This window comes from Pedobacter sp. V48, assembly GCF_000523515.1.
In the GTDB taxonomy this organism is placed as follows: Bacteria; Bacteroidota; Bacteroidia; order Sphingobacteriales; family Sphingobacteriaceae; genus Pedobacter.
In genome coordinates, this window is sequence record NZ_AWRU01000034.1 from 393,771 (window position 1) to 417,819 (window position 24,049).

Below are 24,049 nucleotides of genomic sequence, written 5' to 3' on the forward strand. Positions count from 1 at the left end.
ATTTAGCTATTGATAAAATCTCCAACAAGTTTTTCAGCTTCGGCACATGCCGTATCTAATTCGTAGTTTTTTAAGATAACATCAAATTTATCTGCGTAGCCAAGCTCTTTTTCGGCCTTTATAAAACGTTCCTGTAGTTTTTCGGCACTATCAGTGCCACGACCACTCAAACGTTCTTTTAGCACCTCTAAAGAAGGCGGTTGAACAAAGATAGCTAATGCATCATCCTCATACTTGCGCTTTAGGCGCAATCCACCCTCTACATCAATGTCAAATATCACATGTTTGCCATCATTCCAGATGCGTTCAATTTCAGATCTTAAAGTGCCATAAAAAGTACCGTTATAAACTTCTTCAAATTCTACAAATTCCTGATGAGCAACTTTGTGCAGAAAATCTTCTTTAGAGATAAAGTAATAATCCTTGTCATTTTTTTCATCTCCCCGCAACTGGCGTGTTGTTGCAGAGATAGAAAAACTTAGGGAAGGAAACTTCTTAAGTAAGTGTTTTACAATTGTTGTTTTTCCGGCTCCAGATGGTGCAGAAAATATGATAAGTTTACCTTGTTTCATTTTTGTGTTGTCGTTTTTCAGCCAATGGCTTACAAAACATTTAATAATTGTTCCTTAATTTTTTCGAGCTCTTCTTTCATGCCCACAACCAACTGCTGTATTTGCGCATCGTTAGCTTTTGCACCCATGGTATTGATCTCCCTGCCTATTTCCTGAGAAATAAAGCCAAGTTTTTTTCCGTTGGCATCTTTGCTTTTTAAGGTTTCAATAAAGTAATCACAATGACTTCTCAGGCGAATCTTTTCTTCAGTAATATCAAGTTTGTCAATATAATAGATTAGCTCTTGCTCTAAGCGGTTCTGATCTACATTTATCTTTCCTACATTATCTTCAAGGAACTGATTTAATCTGCTCCTGATCTGAGGAATTCTAAGGGGTTCCAAAACTTCAATTTCCGAAAAGAATTGAAGAATATTTTTAATTCTCAATTCAAGGTCAGTCTTTAAAACAACCCCCTCGGCAAGTCTGAATTGGTTAAAACTTTCAAGGGCCTTAATAAACGTATTGTTTAAAATGTCCCAGTCATTTTCATTAACATCTTCGTCAGAATAACTGATTACCTCAGGAAAATTAAGAACAGCCTGTAAAAGATTATTAGAGTTGGCTCCTAATTGGATATTGATTTCTTCAAGTTGCTTGTAATATTTGCTCAATAGAGCAGCATTAATAGTTGCACCTTTTAAGTTTTCTTCGCTGCGTTCTATGTTTATAGAAACGCTTACTTTTCCGCGTTCAATTTCCTTGCTGCAGATATTACGCAGCAATAATTCCTTTTCCGAGAAAGCTCTTGGTAGTTTTAAATTCAGTTCCAGGAACTTACTGTTTAAAGATTTTATCTCTACTGCAAACTTTACGTTTTCGTGATCAGTAGAAGCCAGGCCATACCCTGTCATTGATTTTATCATGTGCAAAGATATAATTTATTGCCTTTTCAAACTCATTTAACTTTTTTTAACTTAGTTCATTGGCAAACAATGGTTAAGTTTACAAAAAATATTCGTTAGATGATAAGGCCCGGTTATTTAAATATTTTAGTATTCCTATTGTTCTTTGTGACATCCGTATCCTCTGTCTCAGCTCAGCAAGAGTTTATTCTTAAAGGAGCTGTAATGGAAAAAGGAGCCTCTACACGTGTTGCAGCTGCACAAATTATAAATAAAAGAACAGGATTATCTGTTTTAAGCAGCGACTTTGGGTTGTTTCAGATCAGAGCTGTACCAGGCGATACGCTTGTGGTAATTAAAATTGAATATTCGGATGCCGAAGCAGTGGTCCCGGCAGCAGGTAAAGACCTCATTGTTTATTTAGATAGGGGAAGAACCCTTAGAGAGGTTAACATTACAGGACAAAGCAAAAAACAGGAACTGAACGATATAAAAAGGGATTTTAAAAATAAAGGCTCATTCTACCAAGGAAAGCCACCACTTTTGTCATTTCTTTTTAAGCCACTTACCGCTGTTTATGAATTGTTAGGCCGGACACCTAAAAATGCAAGAAGATTTGGTCGCTATTATGAAACGGAGATGCAACAGTCTTTAATAGATGGATTCTTTAATGAAGTTATCATTCAGAACAATACCGATTTAAAGGGAGAAGCATTGGAAAAATACATGCTTGATTATAGGCCGGAATACGAAAAAGCTAAAAATTGGACAGAATACGACGCTGTCAAATACATAAAAGAGTCTTATAAATCATATACAGACACCTTAAAAAAATAGGCTAAAATTCTAAATAGAAAGGGCCTCACATGCTTTTTCTGCGGCAAGCTTTTCAGCATTCTTTTTATTGTAATCCCTGCCCGTACCAAAACTTTCGCCTTCAATAACTGCCTGTATCGTAAATAATTTTGTGCTTTCGCCTTCGCTATTTTGAACCATATCAAAAGATATATCTTTTCCATGACGCTGGCACCATTCGATCAATTTACTTTTAAAATTAGTTTCAGTGAGCTCCAGCGTGTGAATATCGATGTAGGGTTTCACTATTCTTTTAAGTAAAAAATCTTTGGTGAAATTATATCCTTTATCAAGATACACAGCGCCAACAAGGGCTTCAAATGCATCTCCCAACATAGAATGATGTTTGGTTTGGATATTTACAGCTTTTTGGTCAAAAACGATCAATTGATCAAAGCCCATCTTTCTGGCAAGCTGATTGAGGTTGGCACGATTTACAATTTTTGAACGCATTTCCGTTAAAAAACCTTCTTCTTTATAAGGATAGCTTTTAAACAGTAATTCGGCAATTACAGAGCCTAGAATAGCATCGCCTAGGAATTCTAAACGTTCATTACTACTCCGACTGCCGTTTTTTAGGATTTTTGCCACAGACCTATGCCTGAACGCCATTTTATACAAAACAGTATTTCCAGGCACAAAGCCTAAAATGTTGTTCAACTTTTTTATAAAGTCTTTATCGGATGACAGATAAAGCTTATACAGGTCAAATAATGGCATTAATTATTGCAAAATTAAAGGAGGCTAACAATAGCCTCCGCAAAGTGCTTTTTATTCTTCGTATTTTTTAAAAATCACAGAAGCATTGTGACCTCCGAAGCCAAAAGTGTTACTTAATGCAGCACGGATAGGTCTCTTTTGTGCCACATTAAACGTGAAATTCAATTTCGGATCAAACGCAGGATCATCAGTAAAGTGATTAATAGTAGGAGGTACTATATCATTTTTTACTGCAAGGATAGATGCAATTGCTTCTATGGCGCCTGCAGCACCTAATAAATGTCCCGTCATAGATTTAGTAGAGCTGATGTTTAATTTATAAGCATCCTCTCCAAACAAATCAACGATAGCTTTCGTCTCAGAAATGTCTCCCAAAGGAGTTGAGGTTCCATGAACATTGATGTAATCAATATCCGCAGTAGTTAAACCAGCATCTTTAAGCGCGTTTGTCATTACCATTTTTGCGCCTAATCCTTGCGGATGTGGAGCTGTAATATGGTTAGCATCTGCACTCATTCCACCACCAACTAATTCGGCATAGATCTTAGCACCTCTTTTCTTAGCATGTTCCAGTTCTTCCAAAATAATGGTTCCTGCACCTTCACCGGCAACAAAGCCATCTCGGTCTTTATCAAACGGTCTTGACGCTGTTTGAGGATCATCGTTTCTGGTCGATAAGGCATGCATTGCATTAAAACCACCAATACCTGCTTCGTTAATGATTGCCTCAGATCCACCGCTAATCACGATATCGCACATATTCAAACGAATATAATTGTACGCATCGATCATTGCATTTGTAGACGAAGCACATGCAGAAACTGTAGCAAAATTAGGCCCCCTAAGTCCATATTTTATAGAAATATGGCCCGGAACAATGTCAATTATTACTTTCGGAATAAAGAACGGATTCATGCGCGGAGTACCGTCGCCTAAAAAGAAGTTCTTCATTTCATCCTGAAATGTTTTAAAGCCGCCGATGCCTGAGCCCCAAATTACGCCAACACGGTTGGTATCGATTTGTGAAAAATCGAAATTGCCATCCTTTACAGCTTCATCTGTGGCTACTAAAGCATATTGAACAAATGGATCTAGCTTGCGCGCTTCCTTTTTGTCCAAAAAATCTTCTGGATTGAAGTTTTTAAGCTCACATGCAAATTTGGTCTTGAACTTTGAGGTATCAAAACCTGTAATGGGGCCAGCGCCACTCACCCCATTTAACAGGCCATCCCAGAATTCCGGGATTGTACTGCCAATAGGAGTGAGCGCACCCAACCCTGTAACTACTACTCTTTTTACTTCCATTTATACGGATTATACGGAGACCGTATTTTACTTAACGTTTTTTTCTAAGTAAGCAATTGCTTGACCAACTGTACCAATGGTCTCAGCCTGATCATCAGGGATTGCTACATTGAATTCTTTTTCAAACTCCATAATAAGTTCTACTGTATCTAAAGAATCCGCACCTAAATCGTTAGTGAAAGAAGCCTCTGGTGTAACTTCGCTTTCATCCACACCTAATTTTTCAACGATAATAGCCTTAACTCTTGAAGCAATATCAGACATAATGTTATAATTTAATGGTTAAATAATTCAGTGCAAAGAAAAATAAATTCTTACACATTTCAAATGTTTTTATTTCTCTATCAATTTTAATGTTTTTATTTCGAACATTAAAGTAAAATTAGTTTTATAATTTCGTAATCCCGTAAATATACTGCGTTTTGAACAAAACTTATTTAAAACTATCGTTAGACCTCGATTTTGTACTAATTGCCATTACTGCATCGCTAAAGGATTATATGCTTTGTCATAAAGTAAATACTAGTCTTAATTTTAATTTTGAAAAGGTTGAGGATCACGAGGTTTACTTTAATATTGATGAAGACCCATTACCGTTTTCAAAGTATTATTTTTACGTTGAACAAGGTGAAATTGAATATTATATCCTTAACAACCGAAATGCCGAAGGGTTTTTAATTCCTGAAATGAATAAAGTAGATTTTTTTATGATTATTCATCAGTACATTGATAAAGAAGATCTTAATTTTATAATCAATGGATTGAATAAACTACCTGATATTCAGGTAGCTGCGCAGATAGATCCACGCAAATTGAAGTCGAGGGAAAATTTGATAATGTAAATTTTATATTGTAGGTGTATTAAATACACTATATTTGAACTTACATTATCAGACAAATAACATTAATAATCAGACGGGCATGGGTTTTTTATGTGAAAAATCATCGATTTGCCCGTCAATAATAAATTTAAGTAACTAAATGAAACCATTTCATTCCAGAACAAAAATTGTGGCCACCCTGGGCCCTGCTTCAGCTAAACCGGAAGTTTTATACAGTATGTTTAACGCCGGATTAGACGTTTGCCGTTTAAATTTTTCTCACGGTTCTCAGGCAGATCATCAGGAAGTATTGGATACCATTCGTAATATCAATGAAAAATACAATTATAATGTAGGTATCCTTGCCGATTTACAGGGACCTAAAATTAGAATTGGTATGGTTAAGGATGGTGGTATTAACTTAGTTAATGGAAACCGTACCATCATTACTACGCAAGAATGCATAGGAAATGAAGAACGGATTTACATCACTTACGATACTTTTCCAAAAGATGTAAAAGCTGGCGAAATCATCCTTTTAGATGATGGTAAGCTGCAAATGCGTGTTATCGAAACTAACCTTAAAGACGAAGTTCTTTGCGAAATAGTTCACGGTGGTATTCTTACCTCAAGAAAAGGGGTGAATTTACCCAATACAAAAGTTTCTATTCCTTCTCTTACAGTTGAAGACAGAAAAAACCTTGAGTTTGTTCTCGAAAACGATGTAGAATGGATTGGGCTTTCATTTGTTCGTAATGCTGAAGACATTATTGAATTAAAAGACATCATCAAACAAAGAGGTAAAACTGCTCGTGTAATCGCAAAAATCGAAAWNCYTKAAGSNNARTTKCRAWWAYWSRYNNAWTTRYWGCTKWYYMTSATGGYAWCRYRRKNNTGCMYRKGRNNTGAMSWRNGGAKTTNAMATGCCWWWSGAWGMWKTTMCWTYKTTACAAAAARTNATYGTAMRWRNATGTARAKCYGNNCWTCAWWWCCKRTRNATTMTTGCSWMSSAAATGWWGRASNGKATNNTTACWWCACYTASGMYAMYKYNTSCWRARGWTRWYKWYRKYRYTAMSWMYRWWNNTGAWRGYSCWNATSCRKTMNTRCWWMGTGGCGAGACCTCAGTAGGTGAGTTTCCGCTTATCGTTATTGAGACGATGCAGAAGATCATTCAGAACATCGAAACCAATAACTATCCATTCCACCCTGAAAAGTTCCTTAAACCGAAATCTGAGAGCTTCTTAAGCGATGCAGTTTGCGATACTGCTTGTTTCCTGTCTAAACAAACAAACGCAGTTGGTATCGTCTCTATGACTGTGAGCGGATATACTGCATTTGAAATTTCAAGCCACAGACCTAAGGCTTTAACTTATATCTTCACCAGTAACAGATCTCTATTAAATACTTTGAGCCTTCTTTGGGGTGTTCAAGGTTTTTACTATGACAAATTTGAAAGTACTGATGAKWYSWWTSWWGATGWWAWYAGYSWGSWTMAGSNANATACNAAANNGYTAARANMRGRAGANGYGNTYRTKWASRSWRMKRSTRTWSMWMTSGRWSRKMRMSGYAWMAYWAATATGTTAAAAATCACTGTTATTGATTAATATTCAGTAANAGAAAAAAAAAATCCTACTTTTGCAATCCTGAAAAAAGGAGAGTTGTCCGAGTGGTTGAAGGAGCACGCCTGGAAAGTGTGTATACCTCAAAAGGGTATCGAGAGTTCGAATCTCTCACTCTCCGCATGTAAAGGATTGAAAAATAAAAAGAGGGCGTACACCCTCTTTTTGTTTTCTAAAGCATCTCTCCGGAATATAAGATCAAAGGAATTATTCTGAAAAGGAGTAGTTCTGCTATATTATTTAAACGACTTACCAACGACTCTTGAATGACTTTGATACGACTCTGAACGACCTTTTGTCGTTTGTTAGCCTTTTGGCACTCAAGTAAAATCCGGCTATAAACTACGCTAGTTTATGTTTAAGTTATTTGATTTCCTTGCCAATATCTGCATCCCAGGCGTCAAAATACTTTTGGGAGTCTGAATGAAATGGGATTAGCGCGTGATGTTCGATAATACGTTTTCTTAAGCCCCACCAGGTTATGCGTTGTATCTTTAATATGTATATGATACCAACGGCATTATGTGCTGTACTTGGATCTGGTTCATACGATAATAGTATGTGTTTGGCCATAGAGCGTTAATTTATATTTGTTTAGTATGTCTAATGAATAGACTTATCCCTATTACAAAGGTATAAAAATCTATAATTTGTCAACACAAAAAAATTTACTCTAATGTAATATTTTAACCTCAATTTAAACAGTACACCGCTACGGTCCCAAAAACTAAATTTTTATACATAAATATAACAAAGCGGCCAGTGAACAACCTATAATCGGCCCTAATACCGGTATCCAGGCATAACTCCAGTTGTTTCCACCTTTACCTGCAACAGGAAGTATGGCGTGCATAATTCGGGGGCCAAGATCCCTTGCCGGATTAATGGCATATCCTGTTGTACCACCAAGAGATAGTCCAATAACCCAAACCAGGAAGGCTACAGGTATAGCGCCAACAGAGCCCAAGCCAATTGGAGATCTATCTGTACCTAATGATGCGTCTGTAAAATGAAATATCACAAAAATCAGCACAAAAGTGCCTATTATTTCACTAATCAGATTTGAAATGGTATTTGGTATAGCTGGTGCTGTGCAAAAGGTAGCCTGTTTTGCCCCTTTATCTTCAGTTCCTTTATAGAAATCTTTAAATAAAAGCCAGACCAGAAATGATCCCAGCATTGCGCCTATAAATTGAGCGGCAATATAAGAGGGGACATCTGCCCAGTTAAACCTTCCTGCAATTGCCAAACCAATTGTTACGGCTGGATTAAGATGAGCTCCGCTATATGGGCCGGCAACTACAACGCCTACAAATACAGCGAGCGCCCAGGCTGTGGTAATTACCATCCAGCCCCCATTATTTCCTTTAGTTCCGGTTAGAACGACATTAGCAACAACACCGTTGCCCAATAAAATCATAAACATAGTGCCGAGGATTTCGGCTGAAAATGCAGACATGCTGATAAGATTTAAATAAGTTATTCGTTTGGTTAATTTTCAGCGTATGCTTTTGCCGCTTTTACAGCTCTATTCCATCCTTTGATACGCTCTTCTATATTTTTTGCCTTTCCGGCTTTAAAGCTTTTATCTATTTTCCACTGACCACTAATGTCGTCCATGCTGCTCCAGTAGCCCACAGCCAAACCTGCCAGGTACGCTGCCCCCAAGGCGGTAACCTCTGTTACCTGGGGTCTGATTACTGTTGTTTCAAGCACATCAGCCTGAAATTGCATAAGTATGTCGTTGGCGGTTGCGCCTCCGTCTACTCTTAACTCTTTAATTCTAAGTCCTGAATCTGCTTCCATAGCCTTTAAAACCTCCATTGTTTGGAAAGCAATGCTTTCAATGGCTGCTCTGGCAAGGTGAGAGGCATTTGTGCCCCTGGTAATTCCCGTAATGGTGCCTCTGGCATCCTGATTCCAATGTGGAGCCCCAAGACCTGCGAATGCAGGAACAAGGTATACGCCACCCGTGTCTTCTTCCCTTAAAGCTAGTTCTTCTACATCGGCAGATGTGGCAATTAAGCCTAGCCCATCCCTTAGCCATTGTACAACTGCACCTCCTATAAATATACTTCCTTCTAACGCGTACTGTACTTTTCCGTTTATTTTCCAGGCAATGGTAGTTACCAGGTTGTTTTGCGATACGATAGGCTTATCTCCAATATTCATCAGCATAAAGCATCCGGTTCCATAAGTGTTTTTAACCATACCTACTTCTGTGCACATTTGACCAAAAAGAGCGGCTTGTTGGTCGCCAGCTATGCCTGCAATAGGTATTTTAGCTGCAAGGACATTGCCTGTGGTTTCACCATAAACTTCACTCGATGATTTTACTTCGGGAAGGATGTTGCGCGGGATGTTAAAAAGGTCAAGCAATTCCTGATCCCAGTCTAGGGTGTGGATGTTATAAATCATTGTCCTTGATGCATTGGTCACATCGGTAACATGGACTCTGCCATCAGTTAGCTTCCATATCAGCCACGAATCTATAGTTCCAAAGGCGATGTCTCCTGCTTCAGCTTTTTCTCTTGCTCCGGGAACATTTTCCAGTATCCATCTGATTTTTGTTGCCGAGAAATAAGCATCTATAATAAGTCCCGTTTTTTCCTGTACGGTTTTGGCCAGCCCTTGTGCTTTTAATTCGTCACAGTAGGCAGATGTGCGTCTGTCTTGCCAGACAATGGCGTTGTGTAGTGGTTCTCCGGTTTTTCTGTCCCATAGTACTGTTGTTTCCCGCTGATTCGTTATGCCAATAGCAGCGATGTCGTTAGGTGTGATACTTGCTTTTATGATCGCTTCGGTTGCTACCGCAACCTGGCTAGACCAAATTTCGGTAGCATTATGTTCTACCCATCCTGGTTGAGGATATATTTGCTTAAACTCTCTTTGTGCAATTGAAATGATGCTCCCTTCTTTATCAAAAACAATTGCTCTCGAACTTGTAGTTCCCTGGTCAAAGGATAGAATATATTTATTCATACTTTATATTTGGAATAATGTGTAATAAAACGTAAGTATAAGAAATCATTATCGAAAGTAAAAGCAAGTAGTGTGAAATTATTTGTTTTTCTATGCTATAGTTTTAGGAAGGTCTGTATTTAATTGTTTGTATCAAATTAGATACAATTTAATAGGGAGCAAACTAATTGAAAGATAATATTTGTAAGCAAAAATGAATGTTGTAACAAGTTTTAAACGAGTGGTAACCAGTATTTAAAGGGGATATGATGGCGTTGTTTTTAAAATTGGCACATTTCTTTCTGATGAACATGAAAAAACTACACAAAATGAAAAAATTAATTGTTTTGGCCATAGGCCTATTTGTAGCCGGTGCAGCAAATGCACAGAGCCCGATTAGATTGGGTGTTAAGGGAGGCTTAAACTTACCGAACATTATTAAGGGTGACGGTAATAATGATTTTAAAACAAAAGTTAATCCTGGTTTTAATGCGGGTATTACTTTAGATATCAATCTGATTAAAGGATTGGCATTTACTCCGGAGTTACTATATTCTACAAAAGGGTATAAAGCAGAGACTCCTTTTGGTGAATTTACGCAAACTACTCATTTTATTGATATTCCTATTTTAGCAAGTATTAACGTTGGTGGTTCAGGATTGAATTTAGTGGTTGGTCCTCAGGTATCTTTCCTTACTTCAACTAAAAACAAATTTGAAAATGGATTTGGAGCTGCTGAAGAAACAATCATTGAAGATAAATCAGATAGATTTAAGAAAAGCCTGGTTGGTGGTGTAATTGGATTTAGATACGATGTAACTGATAAGATAGACCTTCATGGTCGTTATGCATTGGATTTCCAGAAAAACAACGAGAATGGATCAAAGGAAACTCCAGAATATAAGAACCAGGTGTTCTCTGTTGGGTTAGGATTGAAATTCTAATTGTTTGGGTTGGAGAATTAAATACTCGATTTTTGAAAAAGGGCCTGATCAGTACATAACTGATCAGGCCCTTTTATTTAAGCTAATCTCACTAGAGTGTATCAAATCCGAGACACTCACAACGCGCTAGTTTACTAGGTTTTGATGAATACGTGGTTTTGTTTGTAAATATCAGAAAATGAGTTGTTTGTCTGGTTTCTTGCTTCCCTTTTAATCGTTGGTTTTGGTTTCTTTGGCATGGTTATTACAATACACCCTGTGAATTTTAAATAGAAAACTATGAAAAAATTATTCATTATAGGACTAGGACTAACAGTAAGTAGTTTAGCTTTTAAGGCAAATGCACAGACTTCACAGTCGGCTGCGAATGACAAAATGAGCTTCGGTATTAGAGCCGGTGCCAACTTGATGAATATGGGCAAAATCCAGGGGGGTGGCCAAGATTATTCAACAGACTCAAGAGTCGGATTTCAGGCAGGTATTTATGCCGATTTACCAATGGGCGGAGGGTTTGCCTTCTTACCAGAAGCGATGTTTATACAAAAGGGAGCTAAATTAAGTGAAAACGGTCTTGATTTTGATACTAAAGTGTCTTACATAGACATTCCTGTATTAATCGGATATAAGGCTACGCCAGAGTTAACTGTATTTGCAGGCCCTCAGGTATCATTCCTTCTTTCACAAAAATCAACAGGTGCACTTAATAATGGTATTGAGGGAGAATCGACCGACACAGAGAATTTTAGTAAGTCGTTGGCCGGTGGTGTAGTTGGTCTGGGCTATAGTATCACACCAAATATCAATGTGAACGCACGATATATGATGGACTTCCAAAAAGCACTTAAGGATGATGTAAATCAGGATAAGATTAAGAATAAAGGATTTGCATTGTCATTAGGTTACACTTTTTAAGTTGGCCGGTTTTTGAAGTGTAAGTGAAAGAAATTGAGGTCCTTGCAAGAATATCAAAAATTGCATGTAACTTTAAAAAGTTATGAAAGAGGCATCTGCTTCTCCATCATACTTCAAAAAGATAACCAACGAGAGCAGGAAAGAAATTAATCCCTAATTGTGTGTGAGGATAATATTCCTATTTAACCTTAAAAAGCATCCTGAATAGGGTGCTTTTTTTTATAACTTTGAAATTTAAACAATCCACTGCCGTAATGAACGTTAAACATCTGCTTATTGCTACCTTCCTTTTATCTATCTCAGTATCGTCAACAAAGGCTCAAAAAAAATCTTATTTACAAACTTTAACAGAGAAGAATCAATGGGTTGATTCTGTATTCAATAAATTGAACAGACGTCAGAAAATTGCCCAAATGTTCTTTGTAAGGGCGCATACCAATCTGGGGAAGGCTTATGAAGATTCTATTGCCAATGTAATTAAAAAGGAAGATGTTGGTGGTTTGGTGTTTTTTCAGGGAGGTCCTGGCCGACAAGCTATTTTAACAAATCAATACCAGTCTCTATCAAGAGTACCCTTATTGATTACTTCTGATGGAGAGTGGGGCTTGGGGATGCGTTTGGATAGCACTATCTCTTATCCTTACCAAATGGCTTTAGGAGCTATTCAGGATAAAGAACTGCTTTATAAAATGGGATTGGAAGTGGCAAAAGATTATAAACGCATTGGTATGCACATGAATCTTGCACCAGATGTTGATGTAAATAATAATCCTAAAAATCCTGTTATAAATTATCGTTCTTTCGGAGAAAATAAATACAATGTAGCCACCAAGGCGGGTGAATATATGAGGGGGATGCAGGATGGAGGCTTGTTGGTTAGTATTAAACATTTTCCCGGGCATGGTGATACCGATGTAGATTCTCATTATGATCTTCCTCAACTGAAGTTTTCTAAAGCCCGTTTGGATAGTTTGGAGATTTATCCGTTTAGGGAATTGATCCGTCAGGGTGCTGCAGGTGTTATGATTGCACACATGAATATTCCGGCATTAGATAATACACAAAATATGCCTTCAACTTTATCGAAGCCCATTGTTACTGGTATTTTAAAGCAGGAATTGGGTTTTAAGGGACTGATTATTTCTGACGCTATGGGTATGAAAGGGGTGGTTAAATATTTTAAGGACGGAGAAGCTGATGTAATGGGTGTAATTGCAGGCAACGATATTCTGGAACTTTCAGAAAATAGCGATAGAGCAATAAAACTGGTTCGTAAAGCGGTTAGACAGGATCGAATAAGTATGGACAGAATTGATGAAAGTGTTAAAAAGATCCTTACTGCTAAATATTGGGCGGGCCTAAATGTCCGCGATTCAATTAATGAAAGAAATGTGGTTGCTGATGTAAACAGATCAGAAAGTAGGGTGCTTTTGCAAAAACTAGCTGATGCCTCTATGACCCTGTTAAGAGGAAAGGCAAACATTAGTCAGTTGTCTAAGGATAGAAGAACGGTAATCATCAGCTTAGGCACACCTGGAGTTACAGATTTTCAACGTGATTTAGGTGCGTACTATAAAAATTCAGTATTCTATACATTGGACAGGAATGCCAATGCTACAGCTATTGCAAAAATTTTGAGATATATTAATGTTTTTGATCAGGTAATTATTGGCATTCATGATACTCGTATCAGGCCTGGAAACGGGATGATTTTAAGTAACGACTTAAAGATGTTTATTAAGGATATGTCGTTAAGTAATGCAATTTTTGCTTTGTTTGCCAATCCGTATAACCTATCGGCATTGCCTGGTCTTGAGAACAGCAAGGGGCTTATAGTAGCCTATCAAAAAGAGGACTTCATGCAAAAAGCAGCAGCATCTGTAATTAAGAATCAACTGATTCCTACAGGGAGACTGCCCGTTACTGTGAATACTTTCTTTAAGTATGGCGACAAAGAGTAATTGTTAAATTACTTTGCTTTTTGTTGTTTATAAGATTCCGGATCAACTGCTTTTGGCGTCCAGTTTTTCAAGAAGTCGGTAACAGCTTTCACGCTATGTCCCGTTTTCTTTTTGCCGTTTGTATCTTTCTCATCCGTTTCCAGGTAAGCAGAATTTTGAGTATGCAGTAATTTCCCGCTACCATCAAGTATTACAAAAACAGGGAATCCGAAACGTTGTGGGTAATTAAGGCTGGCAAGCACAGCCTCGTTTTTATTTTCCGGGCTATAGTTCACCAAAACAACTTCGTAGTTGTCGTTAATGAATCGTTTTAATTCAGGCGTATTGTCTACCATTTTATGAAAAGCAATACACCAGCTGCACCAGTTACCGCCAATTTGCAAAAACACATGTTTCCCCTCTTTTTTAGCTTTAGCTACAGCGCCATCAATATCTGCGCGGGCATTGGCCTGTGGATTATATATATGCACCGCTTCTTTTTTCTCTTGTGCAGAGCTTGCGCCTACAGTTGCTATGGCAACAAGTAGTATTAAGGCTATCCTTTTCATTGTTCAATAATTTAATTGCAAAATTAATAGAATAGCTAACATCAATTGTAATACCAGTTTAATATTCTCTAGTTAAATAGTAGATTTTATTTGTAGCCATATTTTTCTAAATAAGTTATAGCTTTACGTAATGCCTCAACAACCTTTAAAATTGCTTAGAGCATCTGCCGGATCGGGTAAGACTTTTAGCCTAACCCTGCATTACCTTACACTTTTATTTAGCGGCCCGGGTAAATACAGAGAAATTCTTGCAGTTACCTTTACAAATAAGGCAACGGCCGAGATGAAGGAGCGGATATTGGGAGCCTTACAGGCGATCGCAAAAGGCGACCCCTCAGATTTTAAGCCACTTTTAAAGGCTAGCTATCCTGAGCTTTCTGATGAGCAGATTAAAGCAAAAGCACAGATAATTTACAGCAATATTCTTCATGATTTTGGTAGGTTCTCTGTAAGCACAATTGATGGTTTTGTTCAAAAGGTAATTCGAAGCTTTGCTTTTGAACTCAATCTGGACAGTGGATATAAGCTGGAGATGAACCATGATAAAGTAAAAGAAGAACTGGTTAAGGCACTGAATTTACAGATGGAAGCTGATCCTGAATTGCTGGAATGGGTAACGGCACTTGCCATAGACCGGATAAGTGATGGTAAGGACTGGAATTATCAGCGTGCGTTAAAGGATCTGGCTAATGAGATTTTTAAAGAACGATACTATCCTTTTCAGGAAGCGATGTTGCTTATGGGAGAAGATAGGTCAGCAGCATTCAATGCTTTAAAACATACCGTAACCTCAGGGATAAAAGCATTTAATAAAACCTTGTTTGATCAAGCTACGGATCTGAAATACATATTCGATCTTTCTGGTGTTTTGCCCGAAGAACTGGCACGTAAATCTGTTAACCCTTTGTTAAAGCTGGATAAGATATTGAATGAAGATTATAGTATTCTTCCTGCACTGGCCAATATGGTTGATGATTTTGAGCAGTGGCCGCATACCTCATTAAAGGATACATCAGGCGTAAGGCAGTTGTATGATGACCTTAATCCGGGCTTAAAGAAAATCGTTGACTTTTATCAAGAAGGTGCTGAACAATACTCAACATGGCTGGCTATTCATAAAAACAGTTCTTATTTACGGTTGATGCAGGAAATGGCACAGCAATTAAAGAATTACAGGGCCGAAAATAAAGCACTCCTTATCAGTGATGCCCAACAGCTATTGGTTGGCATAACAGGAGCAGATGCTGAAAATCCTTCCTTTATCTGGGAAAAAACAGGAAATAGGTATAAGCATTTTTTATTTGATGAATTTCAGGATACCAGCACCATGCAGTGGCTTAATTTTTTGCCGCTTATCAGAAATGCGCTGTCAGAATTTGAAGGGAGTACTACCGAGCACCTCATTGTAGGTGATGTAAAGCAGTCGATATATCGGTGGCGTAGCGGTGACTGGCGCATTTTGCATAGTAATGTAAGACATGATGTACAAGCGCATAATGTTATAGAAGAGAACCTGGAGTTTAACAGGAGAAGTACAGCTAATGTGATTGCATTTAACAATTTTCTGTACAGTCATTTGCCATCTATTTTGCAAAGACAACTCAATGGAATCCTGGCAGAGACTGAGAGAGAAGATCTTTTAAGTTATTGGAATCAGGAGTATAACCAGATTATTGATAGCGCTTATGAAGGGAGCTTTCAAAACGTTACTCCTCAAACGCTAACGGGGGGTAAAATCGAGATACAATTTCTGAACAAGGAAGATGACGCAGAGGCAGAGGATGAAAGTCCTGTTGCAGCTGTACATTCCGTTAACAAAATCATTGAACTGTTAGCTGTTCATGGTTTTTTCATGAAAGATATTTGTGTGTTGGTAAAGACTAATCGAGAGGCAGAAATAATGATTTCAGCCTTATTAGATAGACAAGATGATTTATCGGCCGCTGCGGGCAAAACGTTTCAGGTTATTTCCGGAGATGCTTTAAAGATATCGTCTAACCTTGCCGTCCAGTTGCTGATCAATATATTTCGAATGTTGGTGGCAAGAGAGGATGAACAGGCTATTTATAGGGCTATATGTGCAAGGCTCTATACCCAGATCAACAACCCGGATGGGATAGAACAGAAAGTAGCGTTAACTGCTCAGGACTGGATGGTTATTGCTAATCAGCCTGTTCAAAACCTTACGGTGTATTTCCCAGAGGAATTCTGTAGTGGTTTTGAGAGTTTCAGGCAATTGCCTATGACCAGCTTAATGGAAAGAATGGTGCAGTTTTTCGGATTGGGGACCGGTCGGAATGAAAATCATATTCCTTTTATTATGGCGCTTAGGGATCAGATAGGTGTTTTTGCCGGAGGAGGTGATCAGGGTCTGGGTAGGTTCCTGGAATGGTGGGATGAAGAAGGCTTAAATAAAGCTTTGCCTAATGCTGATGACCAGGATGCGGTGCAAATCATGACCATTCATAAATCGAAAGGATTAGAGTTTAAGGCGGTAATTATTCCATTTTTAAACTGGAAATTAAATATCCCAAGTGGATTTATTAAGAAAATACTATGGGTAAATGCCGGACAGGCAGGGTTTGAAAGTTTTAATACTTTGCCGGTGGATTATAGTAGTAAACTTGCGTCTACATCGTTTGCGCGCGAGTACTTTGAAGAAATGCTGCTCAACTACATGGATGCCCTAAATACATTATATGTAGCAACCACCAGAGCGAGGGAATATTTATATCTGGTATGCCCTAAAACAACAACTGTAGAGAAGAAAAAGGAAAGCACGGCTAAAAACGAGCTTCAGAATATATTGTTGAACCTTTTTAAAAATGAAGACGAATCCGGCTTTGTACTTGAAGAAAACCTGATGTCTTTTGGAGAATTAAGGCCTGCAGTTAAAATAGAATCTGAGATTAATGAAAGCGCCATAAAGGTGTCTAATTATTACGTGAATGAGCGCCTGACCTCTAAGTTTAATTACCAAAGGAATAATGACGATGGCTGGTTTAATGCCCGGCAAAGAAAAGGAGTGGTGTTACATAGTATTCTGGAAACCATTACAGATTTAAAAGAACTTGATAAATTGATCGCGGTAAAAATGCAGGAAGGCCTGATCAGGCGTAGTGAGCGCGACGAAGTAAAGCAAGCGGTTATAGATGTGGTTAATCAGCAGGAAATAGCAGAATGGTTTAGGAATTCTAAAAGTATAATTAGTGAGAGAGATATGATTTTGGAGGGGGGGGAAGTGAAACGTCCGGATAAGCTTTTTGTAATGGAGGATAAGGCTGTTTTGCTCGATTTTAAATTTGGGGCACCTCATAATAAATATATAGACGACATCAATCATTACAGGGAAAATCTGTTGAAAATGGATGAGTTTAAACAAATAGATGCCTACATCTGGTATGCCGAAACAGGAAAATTATTAAAAGTATCGTAATGGAAAGTGTGAACGAAGGAAAGTTTTTGAACAGGGTTGCTGCCGATCTTTTAGAACGTTTTGCTAATGAATTACAGGATGTCGCCATTGTTTTTAATAATAAAAGGCCTCAGCTATACCTAAAGAAATACCTTGCAGAGGTGAGTGGTAAGCCAATTTGGAGCCCTCAGATGTATACTATTCAGGAATTTCTTTCGCGAGGAACAGCACTTGTTCCTGCAGGTCAGCTTAAACAATTCTTTGTTTTATATACCTGTTATAATGAATTATTAAGAGGAGAGGGTAAAGAAGATGTTTCGCCGGATGAGTTTTATCCACTGGCAGAAATTATTCTTGGCGATTTTAGTCAGGTAGATTATTATCTGGCAAATGCTGAAGAGATATTTGGCTTAATTGAAGATATAGCCGAACTGCAATTGCAATTTCCAAACTTTGACGAGGAGCAATTACAGTTTATGCGAACTTTCTGGGGCTCTTTTTCTGCAAAAAAGCAGAACCAAATGCAGGAGAGGTTTATAGAGTTATGGCAAAGAATGCCGTTACTTTATGTTAATTTTCACTCGAGATTAGCTAAAGAAAATCTGGTTACCAATGCCAAGATGTACCGTAACCTTGCAGAAGGTAAGCACTCCGATCCTGAATTTTTAAAAACATTTAAGCATACTGTATTTGTTGGTTTCAATGCTTTGTCGAAAGCAGAAGAGCAGTTTTTTAAGCAATGGCAGGAAAAAGGATGGTGTTCTTTCTATTTTGATGTAGATGCGCATTATTTTTCAAATCCATTGCAGGAAGCCGGACATTTTATTAGAAGAAATATACATACCGTTGGACTGGTTAACCAGTTTAAATTTGCGCCGGCAAGACTGAACGATGCGGCAAAGGAATTTGTTGTTGTGCAGGCTCTGGGTAATGTTGCTCAGGGCAAGTTGCTTTCGGAACTTTTATCAGAAAATGGAGCTAAAAGAGCAGGCGGAAAAGCAATTATTCTAGCCGATGAGAAGTTGTTAATCCCGGCTTTGCAAACTATTGATGACGATAGTGTGAATGTTACTATGGGCTATCCCTTTGAGCAATCGGCCTTATATGGCTTATGTGATCTTTGGCTCAGTATTCAGGAAGCCTTGTTGTCTGATGCAGAGGTTAATTATAAGCATGTTTTATCTTTCCTTTTTAATCCGTTGATTCCTATAGATCCGGATTTACGCAATGAGTTGCATAACAAGATCGTTGATGAAAAAAAGGTATCTTTTGATAGAACCGAACTCTTGCGTATAGGCAAGATCGCAACCATCACGTTCAACTCTTTTGCCGATTCCTTTACAACGATAAGGCATCTTGCAAGTGTATTGTTATACGTTTCAGAAGAAAGTAAGTTGCAGAGAATGGATAGCTTGTTATCTACCGAAGCAGTCAAAGCACTTAATGCACTTACAGATAGTTTTGAAGAGCTAAAAGCAGAGGGAGCAAAGGATTTGAATCCGAGGTTTGTTTTTAAGCTTATCAGAAGAGCACTTCAAGGATTAACCGTGCCCTTTGAAGGAGAACCTTTGGCCGGTTTGCAGGTAATGGGACTTTTGGAAAGCAGGAACCTGGACTTTGACGAACTTATCGTTTTGGGTGTAAATGAAGGCATCCTCCCTAAAATCAATAATAACCCATCATTTATTCCTGATAATATTAGGCGTGCTTTTGGCCTTCCTATACTTGAACATCAGAATGCAATTTCGGCTTACCTGTTTTATAGGTTACTGCATGTTGCCAAAAAGGTGACATTGGTTTATAATGGTGTTACAGACGAGAAAAGTACAGGAGAGGAAAGTCGTTTTGTAAAACAGCTGGAGTTCGAAACCAAATGTACGTTTTCGCATAGGGTGCAGCAGAACCAATCAATCGAGAATCCCAGAAACCTGAAAATTGTTGTAGAAAAAAAGGGAGAAGTATTAAAAGGACTGGAGAAATATTTCAAAAGAAACTCTACCCCGAAGTACGACAAGAAAATATCTGCTACTGCGTTTACAGATTATAATACCTGTTCCTTAAGGTTTTTCTATAAAAATATTGCCGGTCTAAAAGAGCCTAAAGATTTACCAGATAGAATAGAAGCCAATCTAATTGGAAGTGCTCTGCATACGGTAATGGAAGTTTTTTATGAGCCCAGTGTAGGAGCTGAGATAACAGCCGATTTTATTAAGGAAAGAGAAAAGAAGCTATCAGACATTTGTGAATTTGCACTGGCTAAAGAACTAAAGCTTAATGCGGCCAAAGCCGGAACGCAAACTCCGGCTTTGCAACAAATTGTATTACAGGTATTAGAGCAGTATGCGCTTAAAATTTTAAGAAATGATGAAAAGCTTACACCTTTTAAAATAGAGGAACTTGAAAATAAAAGCGATTACGTGATGCTTTATCCAATAGACAAGGGGGGGCAGAATCGTAATATTTGGCTATATGGTATCATTGACCGCGTTGATGTAAAAGATGGAAAGATCAGGATCGTTGATTATAAAACAGGCAAAGATCAGCTTAAGTACAAAGATTTCCCTTCTCTTTTCGAGGATCAGGCAAAAGATCATAACAAAGCGCTTATACAAACATTATTCTACACGTATGTATATGAGCAGGTTAAAGGTCGGCAATATGTAGAGCCTCATCTTTATACCGTTAGAGATTTTAAAGAGGGTACTTTATTTAAAGAAAAGCAAAAAGGGGGATTGGTATTGCAGGATCAGAGCCTTGAAGTGTTTAAATCTATGTTTGCCGATAAATTAAATGAAAAGCTGAATGAACTGTTTGATGAAAACATTCCGTTTCTGCAAACTGAGAATAAAGAAAACTGCTCGTATTGCCCTTATAAAGACATTTGTCAGAGATAGTTAAGGAATTAAACCATCATGGATATATTTCAAGTGTAAAACTTTCTTTTCAAAGGCGGGCTGTGGTGCGAATAAATTGCATATAAAAACAATTTTATCTAAGTTTGCCGCAATTAACATTTGAATATACAATGAGAGAGATTCAATTTAGAGAAGCTTTACGTGAGGCCTTAAGCGAAGAAATGCGCAAAAATGAAAACATTTTTTTGATGGGCGAAGAAGTTGCACAATATAATGGTGCATATAAAGTTAGTCAGGGAATGTTGGATGAATTTGGCGACAAACGCATTATAGACACGCCTATAGCTGAGTTGGGCTTTACCGGTATAGGTATTGGCGCAGCAATGAACGGATTGGTTCCAATCATAGAGTTCATGACTTTTAACTTCTCTCTGGTTGCTATAGATCAGATCATTAATGGTGCAGCAAAAATGCTGTCTATGAGTGGCGGACAGTTTTCTGTGCCTATCGTATTTCGCGGACCAACTGGAAATGCAGGTCAGTTAGGTGCTCAGCACTCTCAAAACTTTGAGAACTGGTATGCAAACTGCCCGGGTTTAAAAGTTGTAGTTCCATCTACTCCTTATGAAGCTAAAGGTTTACTTAAACAATCTATCATTGATCCGGATCCGGTTATCTTCATGGAATCTGAGGTTATGTACGGTGATAAAGGCGAAGTTCCTGAAGGTGAGTTTTATATCCCTCTGGGTAAGGCTAACGTTGTAAAAGAAGGCACTGATGTAACCATCGTAACTTTTGGTAAAATGCTTACTCGTGTTGTAAACCCAGCTGTAGAAGAATTAACTAAAGAAGGTGTTAGTGTTGAAGTAATCGATTTACGTACTGTACGTCCTATTGATTATGCAACTATCATTGAATCTGTTAAGAAAACTAATCGTTTGGTAATTGTTGAAGAGGCTTGGCCATTGGCTTCTATCTCTTCTGAAATTGCATTTAATATCCAAAAAAATGCTTTCGATTATCTTGATGCTCCGGTATTGCGTATCACTTGCGCAGATGTACCGTTGCCTTATGCACCAACTCTTATTGCGGCCAGCTTACCTAATGCAGAAAAGGTAGTTAAAGCTGTAAAGGAAGTTATGTACGTAGCAAAATAAGACTAATTATTTAAAAGAAATATAATCCCGCTGGTTAAACCCTCTGCGGGATTTTTTTTATTTTTGACCCCACTGTACTTTACAACATCAAATAGAGATCAAAATGAGTAATCACTCTACAATAATCGCTGCTGAACTCGCAGTAGCGGAAAAGCAGGTTATCGCTACTATTGAATTATTGGATGAAGGAGCAACTGTTCCCTTTATTTCCCGTTACCGCAAGGAGATGACAGGGAGTTTGGATGAGGTACAGGTTGCCGCCATCCGCGATAGGTTTCAGCAGCTTCGTGAGCTCGATAAGCGTAGAGAAGCAATTTTAAAAGCACTTACTGCGCTTGAAAAACTTACGCCAGAGCTTGAAGCAAAAATAAACGCAGCAACAAATATTGCTACCATTGAAGATATTTATCTTCCATATAAACCAAAACGTAAAACCAGAGCATCAGAAGCCCGTAAAAAAGGTTTGGAGCCTCTTGCTATTACCTTACTAGAGCAAAGCAAGCAAAATCCGGAAATTGAAGCCGGTAAGTTTCTTAATGATGAACTTGGCGTGTCATCGACAGATGAAGCACTTGCAGGAGCCAGAGATATCATTGCAGAGATTATAAATGAGAACATTGATGCAAGAACATCAATGCGAAAATATTTTCAAAACAATGCGGTTTTTAAATCGACCCTTGTAAAGGGTAAAGAAGAAGAGGGGATCAAATACAAAGATTATTTTGACTGGAACGAGCCACTTAAATCGGCCCCTTCTCATCGAATCCTTGCAATGCGTAGAGGAGAAAATGAGGATATTTTAAAGCTTGAAACGATGCCTGAGGAAGATGGAGCAATTCAGATTCTGGAGAAGCAGTTTGTAAAAAGCAACAATGGCAGCTCAGCTCAGGTTAAATTAGCCATACAGGATAGCTATAAGCGTTTGCTGGGACCAGCAATGGAAACAGAAGTTCGCAGTATTTCAAAAGAAAAGGCCGATGAAGAAGCCATCCGTGTATTTGCAGAGAATGCAAGGCAATTGCTGCTGGCTGCTCCAATGGGGCAAAAGAATGTTCTGGCAATAGATCCTGGATTCCGTACCGGATGCAAGGTTGTTTGTTTGGATATGCAAGGTAAATTACTTGAAAATACTGCTATCTATCCGCACAATGGTCAAAGAGGCGTTCTTGAAGCTGCCGAAACCATCAAAAAGCTATGTGCTAAGCACAATGTTGAAGCTATCGCTATTGGAAATGGAACTGCAGGCAGAGAAACCGAAGTATTTATCCGTGGGTTGGCTATAGCAGATGTAATTGTGGTAATGGTTAATGAAAATGGCGCATCTATCTATTCGGCTTCTGAGGTTGCCAGAGAAGAATTTCCTACTCAGGACATCACCGTTCGTGGTGCCGTTTCAATTGGACGTCGTTTGATGGATCCATTGGCTGAACTTGTTAAAATAGATCCTAAGTCTATAGGTGTGGGACAGTACCAACATGACGTAGATCAGAATAAACTACAGGCTTCTTTAGATGACACTGTGATGAGTTGTGTGAACGCGGTAGGGGTTGAATTGAACACTGCGTCGAAACAAGTTTTAGCGTACGTTTCTGGGCTCGGTCCACAGCTTGCCCAAAACATAGTAACTTACCGTAACGAGCATGGTGCTTTTAAAAATAGAGAGAGCCTTAAAAAAGTGCCTCGTTTAGGAGATAAGGCTTTTGAACAGGCCGCTGGATTTTTAAGAATTAGAAATGCGGAGCATGTGCTTGACACGAGTGCTGTTCACCCTGAGCGGTATGCCCTGGTTAATAAAATGGCAAGAGACCTGAACTGTAGTGTAGCTCAGCTAATGAAAGATGCCGAGTTAAGAAAACAGATCAAGCTTCAGCAATATGTAAGTGAAGAAATTGGTTTGCCAACCTTAAACGACATTATGAGTGAGCTTGCAAAACCGGGAAGAGATCCTCGTGAGCAATTCGAAATATTTAGCTTTACTGATGGCGTAAATGCAATAGCCGATTTAAAGATCGGCATGAAATTGCCTGGCATCGTCACCAATATTACCAATTTCGGAGCCTTTGTAGATATAGGGGTTCATCAGGATGGATTGGTGCATACCAGTCAGCTTTCCAATAAATTTGTAACCAATGCCAATGATGTTGTTAAAGTTCATCAAAAGGTAGAAGTTACGGTGGTTGAAGTGGATGTGGTAAGAAAGCGGATTTCGCTTTCTATGAAAACCGCAGCTGCTGCTCCAAAACCTCAGGTTAAAAAGGCAGATCAAAAACCTAATAACTTTAAAAAACCGGTAGGTGCCGGTAAACCTGACCAACATAGAAAGCCGTCAAAACCTCAAACTAATAACAGCGGAAAGAAAGATAAGCCGCTACCAGATGGGGATTTACAATTGAAGCTTGAAGCATTGAAAAACATGTTTAAATAATAAAAGAGCCCGAATCAATTTTGATGTGACCCCAAAAAGTTGGACAGATTAACAAAATTAAGTTTCTTGTACGAGAGCTCGGTATTGCACCGGGC

At 38.3% G+C, this 24,049-nt stretch carries 18 protein-coding genes, 1 tRNA gene and 2 pseudogenes; 12 read left to right on the forward strand and 9 right to left on the reverse strand.

The features are described from left to right. Positions 1 to 2: 2 nt before the first annotated feature. Entirely contained in the window at positions 3 to 572 is a 570-nt protein-coding gene (gene gmk / locus N824_RS27200) for a guanylate kinase (RefSeq protein ID WP_048908230.1), read from the reverse strand. A 29-nt stretch (positions 573 to 601) separates the two neighbouring features. Further along, the gene (locus N824_RS27205; protein ID WP_048908231.1) at positions 602 to 1,465 is read right to left on the reverse strand and encodes a YicC/YloC family endoribonuclease; all 864 of its coding nucleotides are present in this window, start codon (positions 1,463 to 1,465) and stop codon (positions 602 to 604) included. Between the two features lie 216 nt (positions 1,466 to 1,681). Between N824_RS27205 and N824_RS27210 the strand changes: the two genes are divergently transcribed. Continuing rightward, a complete protein-coding gene (locus tag N824_RS27210; RefSeq protein ID WP_235207326.1) occupies positions 1,682 to 2,293 on the forward strand; it encodes a hypothetical protein in 612 nt (203 codons plus the stop codon). Positions 2,294 to 2,302: 9 nt separating this feature from the next. On the opposite strand, the gene rnc is transcribed toward N824_RS27210, so the two are convergent. From rnc to N824_RS27225, 3 genes are read right to left on the reverse strand one after another with little or no spacing between them, the layout of a single operon-like run. Further along, a complete protein-coding gene (rnc, locus tag N824_RS27215) occupies positions 2,303 to 3,031 on the reverse strand; it encodes a ribonuclease III (protein ID WP_172662244.1) in 729 nt (242 codons plus the stop codon). Positions 3,032 to 3,082: 51 nt separating this feature from the next. Continuing rightward, complete coding sequence (gene fabF / locus N824_RS27220) at positions 3,083 to 4,336, reverse strand: beta-ketoacyl-ACP synthase II (protein WP_048908233.1); 1,254 nt, start codon at positions 4,334 to 4,336, stop codon at positions 3,083 to 3,085. Positions 4,337 to 4,363: 27 nt separating this feature from the next. After that, positions 4,364 to 4,600 carry an acyl carrier protein gene (locus N824_RS27225; protein ID WP_008508386.1) on the reverse strand — a complete coding sequence of 79 codons (237 nt, stop codon included), beginning with the start codon at positions 4,598 to 4,600 and terminating at the stop codon, positions 4,364 to 4,366. Positions 4,601 to 4,758: 158 nt separating this feature from the next. Here N824_RS27225 and N824_RS27230 point away from each other — a divergent pair, with 158 nt between their 5' ends. From N824_RS27230 to N824_RS27240, 4 genes and pseudogenes are all read left to right on the forward strand, one after another. Next, a complete protein-coding gene (locus tag N824_RS27230) occupies positions 4,759 to 5,178 on the forward strand; it encodes an IPExxxVDY family protein (protein WP_048908234.1) in 420 nt (139 codons plus the stop codon). A gap of 139 nt (positions 5,179 to 5,317) precedes the next feature. Continuing rightward, positions 5,318 to 5,989, forward strand: a pseudogene (locus N824_RS39370) (pyruvate kinase); the annotation flags it as partial. 277 nt (positions 5,990 to 6,266) lie between these two features. Next, a pseudogene (locus N824_RS39375) lies at positions 6,267 to 6,627 on the forward strand (pyruvate kinase alpha/beta domain-containing protein); the annotation flags it as partial. A gap of 182 nt (positions 6,628 to 6,809) precedes the next feature. Continuing rightward, positions 6,810 to 6,897 (forward strand) — tRNA-Ser (locus N824_RS27240). A 242-nt stretch (positions 6,898 to 7,139) separates the two neighbouring features. Here the strand turns inward: N824_RS27240 and N824_RS27245 are convergent. From N824_RS27245 to glpK, 3 genes are all read right to left on the reverse strand, one after another. Continuing rightward, complete coding sequence (locus N824_RS27245) at positions 7,140 to 7,349, reverse strand: hypothetical protein (RefSeq protein WP_048908235.1); 210 nt, start codon at positions 7,347 to 7,349, stop codon at positions 7,140 to 7,142. A gap of 154 nt (positions 7,350 to 7,503) precedes the next feature. Further along, on the reverse strand, positions 7,504 to 8,235 hold the full coding sequence (locus N824_RS27250) for an MIP/aquaporin family protein (RefSeq protein WP_048908236.1): 732 nt from the start codon (positions 8,233 to 8,235) through the stop codon (positions 7,504 to 7,506). 32 nt (positions 8,236 to 8,267) lie between these two features. Further along, entirely contained in the window at positions 8,268 to 9,758 is a 1,491-nt protein-coding gene (gene glpK / locus N824_RS27255) for a glycerol kinase GlpK (RefSeq protein ID WP_048908237.1), read from the reverse strand. A gap of 308 nt (positions 9,759 to 10,066) precedes the next feature. Here glpK and N824_RS27260 point away from each other — a divergent pair, with 308 nt between their 5' ends. From N824_RS27260 to N824_RS27270, 3 genes are all read left to right on the forward strand, one after another. Continuing rightward, complete coding sequence (locus tag N824_RS27260) at positions 10,067 to 10,681, forward strand: porin family protein (RefSeq protein ID WP_048908381.1); 615 nt, start codon at positions 10,067 to 10,069, stop codon at positions 10,679 to 10,681. Between the two features lie 279 nt (positions 10,682 to 10,960). After that, positions 10,961 to 11,593, forward strand: coding sequence for a porin family protein (locus tag N824_RS27265; RefSeq protein WP_048908238.1), 633 nt, complete (start codon positions 10,961 to 10,963; stop codon positions 11,591 to 11,593). Positions 11,594 to 11,847: 254 nt separating this feature from the next. Further along, positions 11,848 to 13,554, forward strand: coding sequence for a glycoside hydrolase family 3 protein (locus tag N824_RS27270; RefSeq protein WP_048908239.1), 1,707 nt, complete (start codon positions 11,848 to 11,850; stop codon positions 13,552 to 13,554). A gap of 8 nt (positions 13,555 to 13,562) precedes the next feature. Here the strand turns inward: N824_RS27270 and N824_RS27275 are convergent, their stop codons facing one another. Continuing rightward, positions 13,563 to 14,102 (reverse strand): thioredoxin family protein, encoded by a 540-nt coding sequence (locus N824_RS27275; RefSeq protein WP_048908240.1) that lies wholly within the window; start codon positions 14,100 to 14,102, stop codon positions 13,563 to 13,565. A gap of 130 nt (positions 14,103 to 14,232) precedes the next feature. On the opposite strand from N824_RS27275, the gene N824_RS27280 reads away from it, so the two are divergent. The 4 genes from N824_RS27280 (at position 14,233) to N824_RS27295 (ending at position 23,954) form a co-directional block, all read left to right on the forward strand. Next, positions 14,233 to 17,538, forward strand: coding sequence for an exodeoxyribonuclease V subunit beta (locus N824_RS27280; protein ID WP_048908241.1), 3,306 nt, complete (start codon positions 14,233 to 14,235; stop codon positions 17,536 to 17,538). Next, on the forward strand, positions 17,538 to 20,411 hold the full coding sequence (locus N824_RS27285) for a PD-(D/E)XK nuclease family protein (RefSeq protein WP_048908242.1): 2,874 nt from the start codon (positions 17,538 to 17,540) through the stop codon (positions 20,409 to 20,411). Before N824_RS27280 ends, N824_RS27285 begins: the two co-directional genes overlap by 1 nt. Before the next feature lie 131 nt (positions 20,412 to 20,542). Then, complete coding sequence (locus N824_RS27290) at positions 20,543 to 21,529, forward strand: pyruvate dehydrogenase complex E1 component subunit beta (RefSeq protein ID WP_048908243.1); 987 nt, start codon at positions 20,543 to 20,545, stop codon at positions 21,527 to 21,529. A gap of 103 nt (positions 21,530 to 21,632) precedes the next feature. Then, positions 21,633 to 23,954 carry a Tex family protein gene (locus N824_RS27295; RefSeq protein WP_048908244.1) on the forward strand — a complete coding sequence of 774 codons (2,322 nt, stop codon included), beginning with the start codon at positions 21,633 to 21,635 and terminating at the stop codon, positions 23,952 to 23,954. Positions 23,955 to 24,049: the final 95 nt, after the last annotated feature.

Excerpts from the sequence above, each read along its gene's own strand:
- gmk (WP_048908230.1), bottom strand. The coding sequence starts at position 572 with ATGAAACAAGGTAAACTTATCATATTTTCTGCACCATCTGGAGCCGGA.
- N824_RS27205 (WP_048908231.1), bottom strand. The coding sequence starts at position 1,465 with ATGACAGGGTATGGCCTGGCTTCTACTGATCACGAAAACGTAAAGTTT.
- N824_RS27210 (WP_235207326.1), top strand. The coding sequence starts at position 1,682 with ATGGAAAAAGGAGCCTCTACACGTGTTGCAGCTGCACAAATTATAAAT.
- rnc (WP_172662244.1), bottom strand. The coding sequence starts at position 3,031 with ATGCCATTATTTGACCTGTATAAGCTTTATCTGTCATCCGATAAAGAC.
- fabF (WP_048908233.1), bottom strand. The coding sequence starts at position 4,336 with ATGGAAGTAAAAAGAGTAGTAGTTACAGGGTTGGGTGCGCTCACTCCT.
- N824_RS27225 (WP_008508386.1), bottom strand. The coding sequence starts at position 4,600 with ATGTCTGATATTGCTTCAAGAGTTAAGGCTATTATCGTTGAAAAATTA.
- N824_RS27245 (WP_048908235.1), bottom strand. The coding sequence starts at position 7,349 with ATGGCCAAACACATACTATTATCGTATGAACCAGATCCAAGTACAGCA.
- N824_RS27250 (WP_048908236.1), bottom strand. The coding sequence starts at position 8,235 with ATGTCTGCATTTTCAGCCGAAATCCTCGGCACTATGTTTATGATTTTA.
- glpK (WP_048908237.1), bottom strand. The coding sequence starts at position 9,758 with ATGAATAAATATATTCTATCCTTTGACCAGGGAACTACAAGTTCGAGA.
- N824_RS27260 (WP_048908381.1), top strand. The coding sequence starts at position 10,067 with ATGAAAAAATTAATTGTTTTGGCCATAGGCCTATTTGTAGCCGGTGCA.
- N824_RS27265 (WP_048908238.1), top strand. The coding sequence starts at position 10,961 with ATGAAAAAATTATTCATTATAGGACTAGGACTAACAGTAAGTAGTTTA.
- N824_RS27270 (WP_048908239.1), top strand. The coding sequence starts at position 11,848 with ATGAACGTTAAACATCTGCTTATTGCTACCTTCCTTTTATCTATCTCA.
- N824_RS27275 (WP_048908240.1), bottom strand. The coding sequence starts at position 14,102 with ATGAAAAGGATAGCCTTAATACTACTTGTTGCCATAGCAACTGTAGGC.
- N824_RS27280 (WP_048908241.1), top strand. The coding sequence starts at position 14,233 with ATGCCTCAACAACCTTTAAAATTGCTTAGAGCATCTGCCGGATCGGGT.
- N824_RS27285 (WP_048908242.1), top strand. The coding sequence starts at position 17,538 with ATGGAAAGTGTGAACGAAGGAAAGTTTTTGAACAGGGTTGCTGCCGAT.
- N824_RS27290 (WP_048908243.1), top strand. The coding sequence starts at position 20,543 with ATGAGAGAGATTCAATTTAGAGAAGCTTTACGTGAGGCCTTAAGCGAA.
- N824_RS27295 (WP_048908244.1), top strand. The coding sequence starts at position 21,633 with ATGAGTAATCACTCTACAATAATCGCTGCTGAACTCGCAGTAGCGGAA.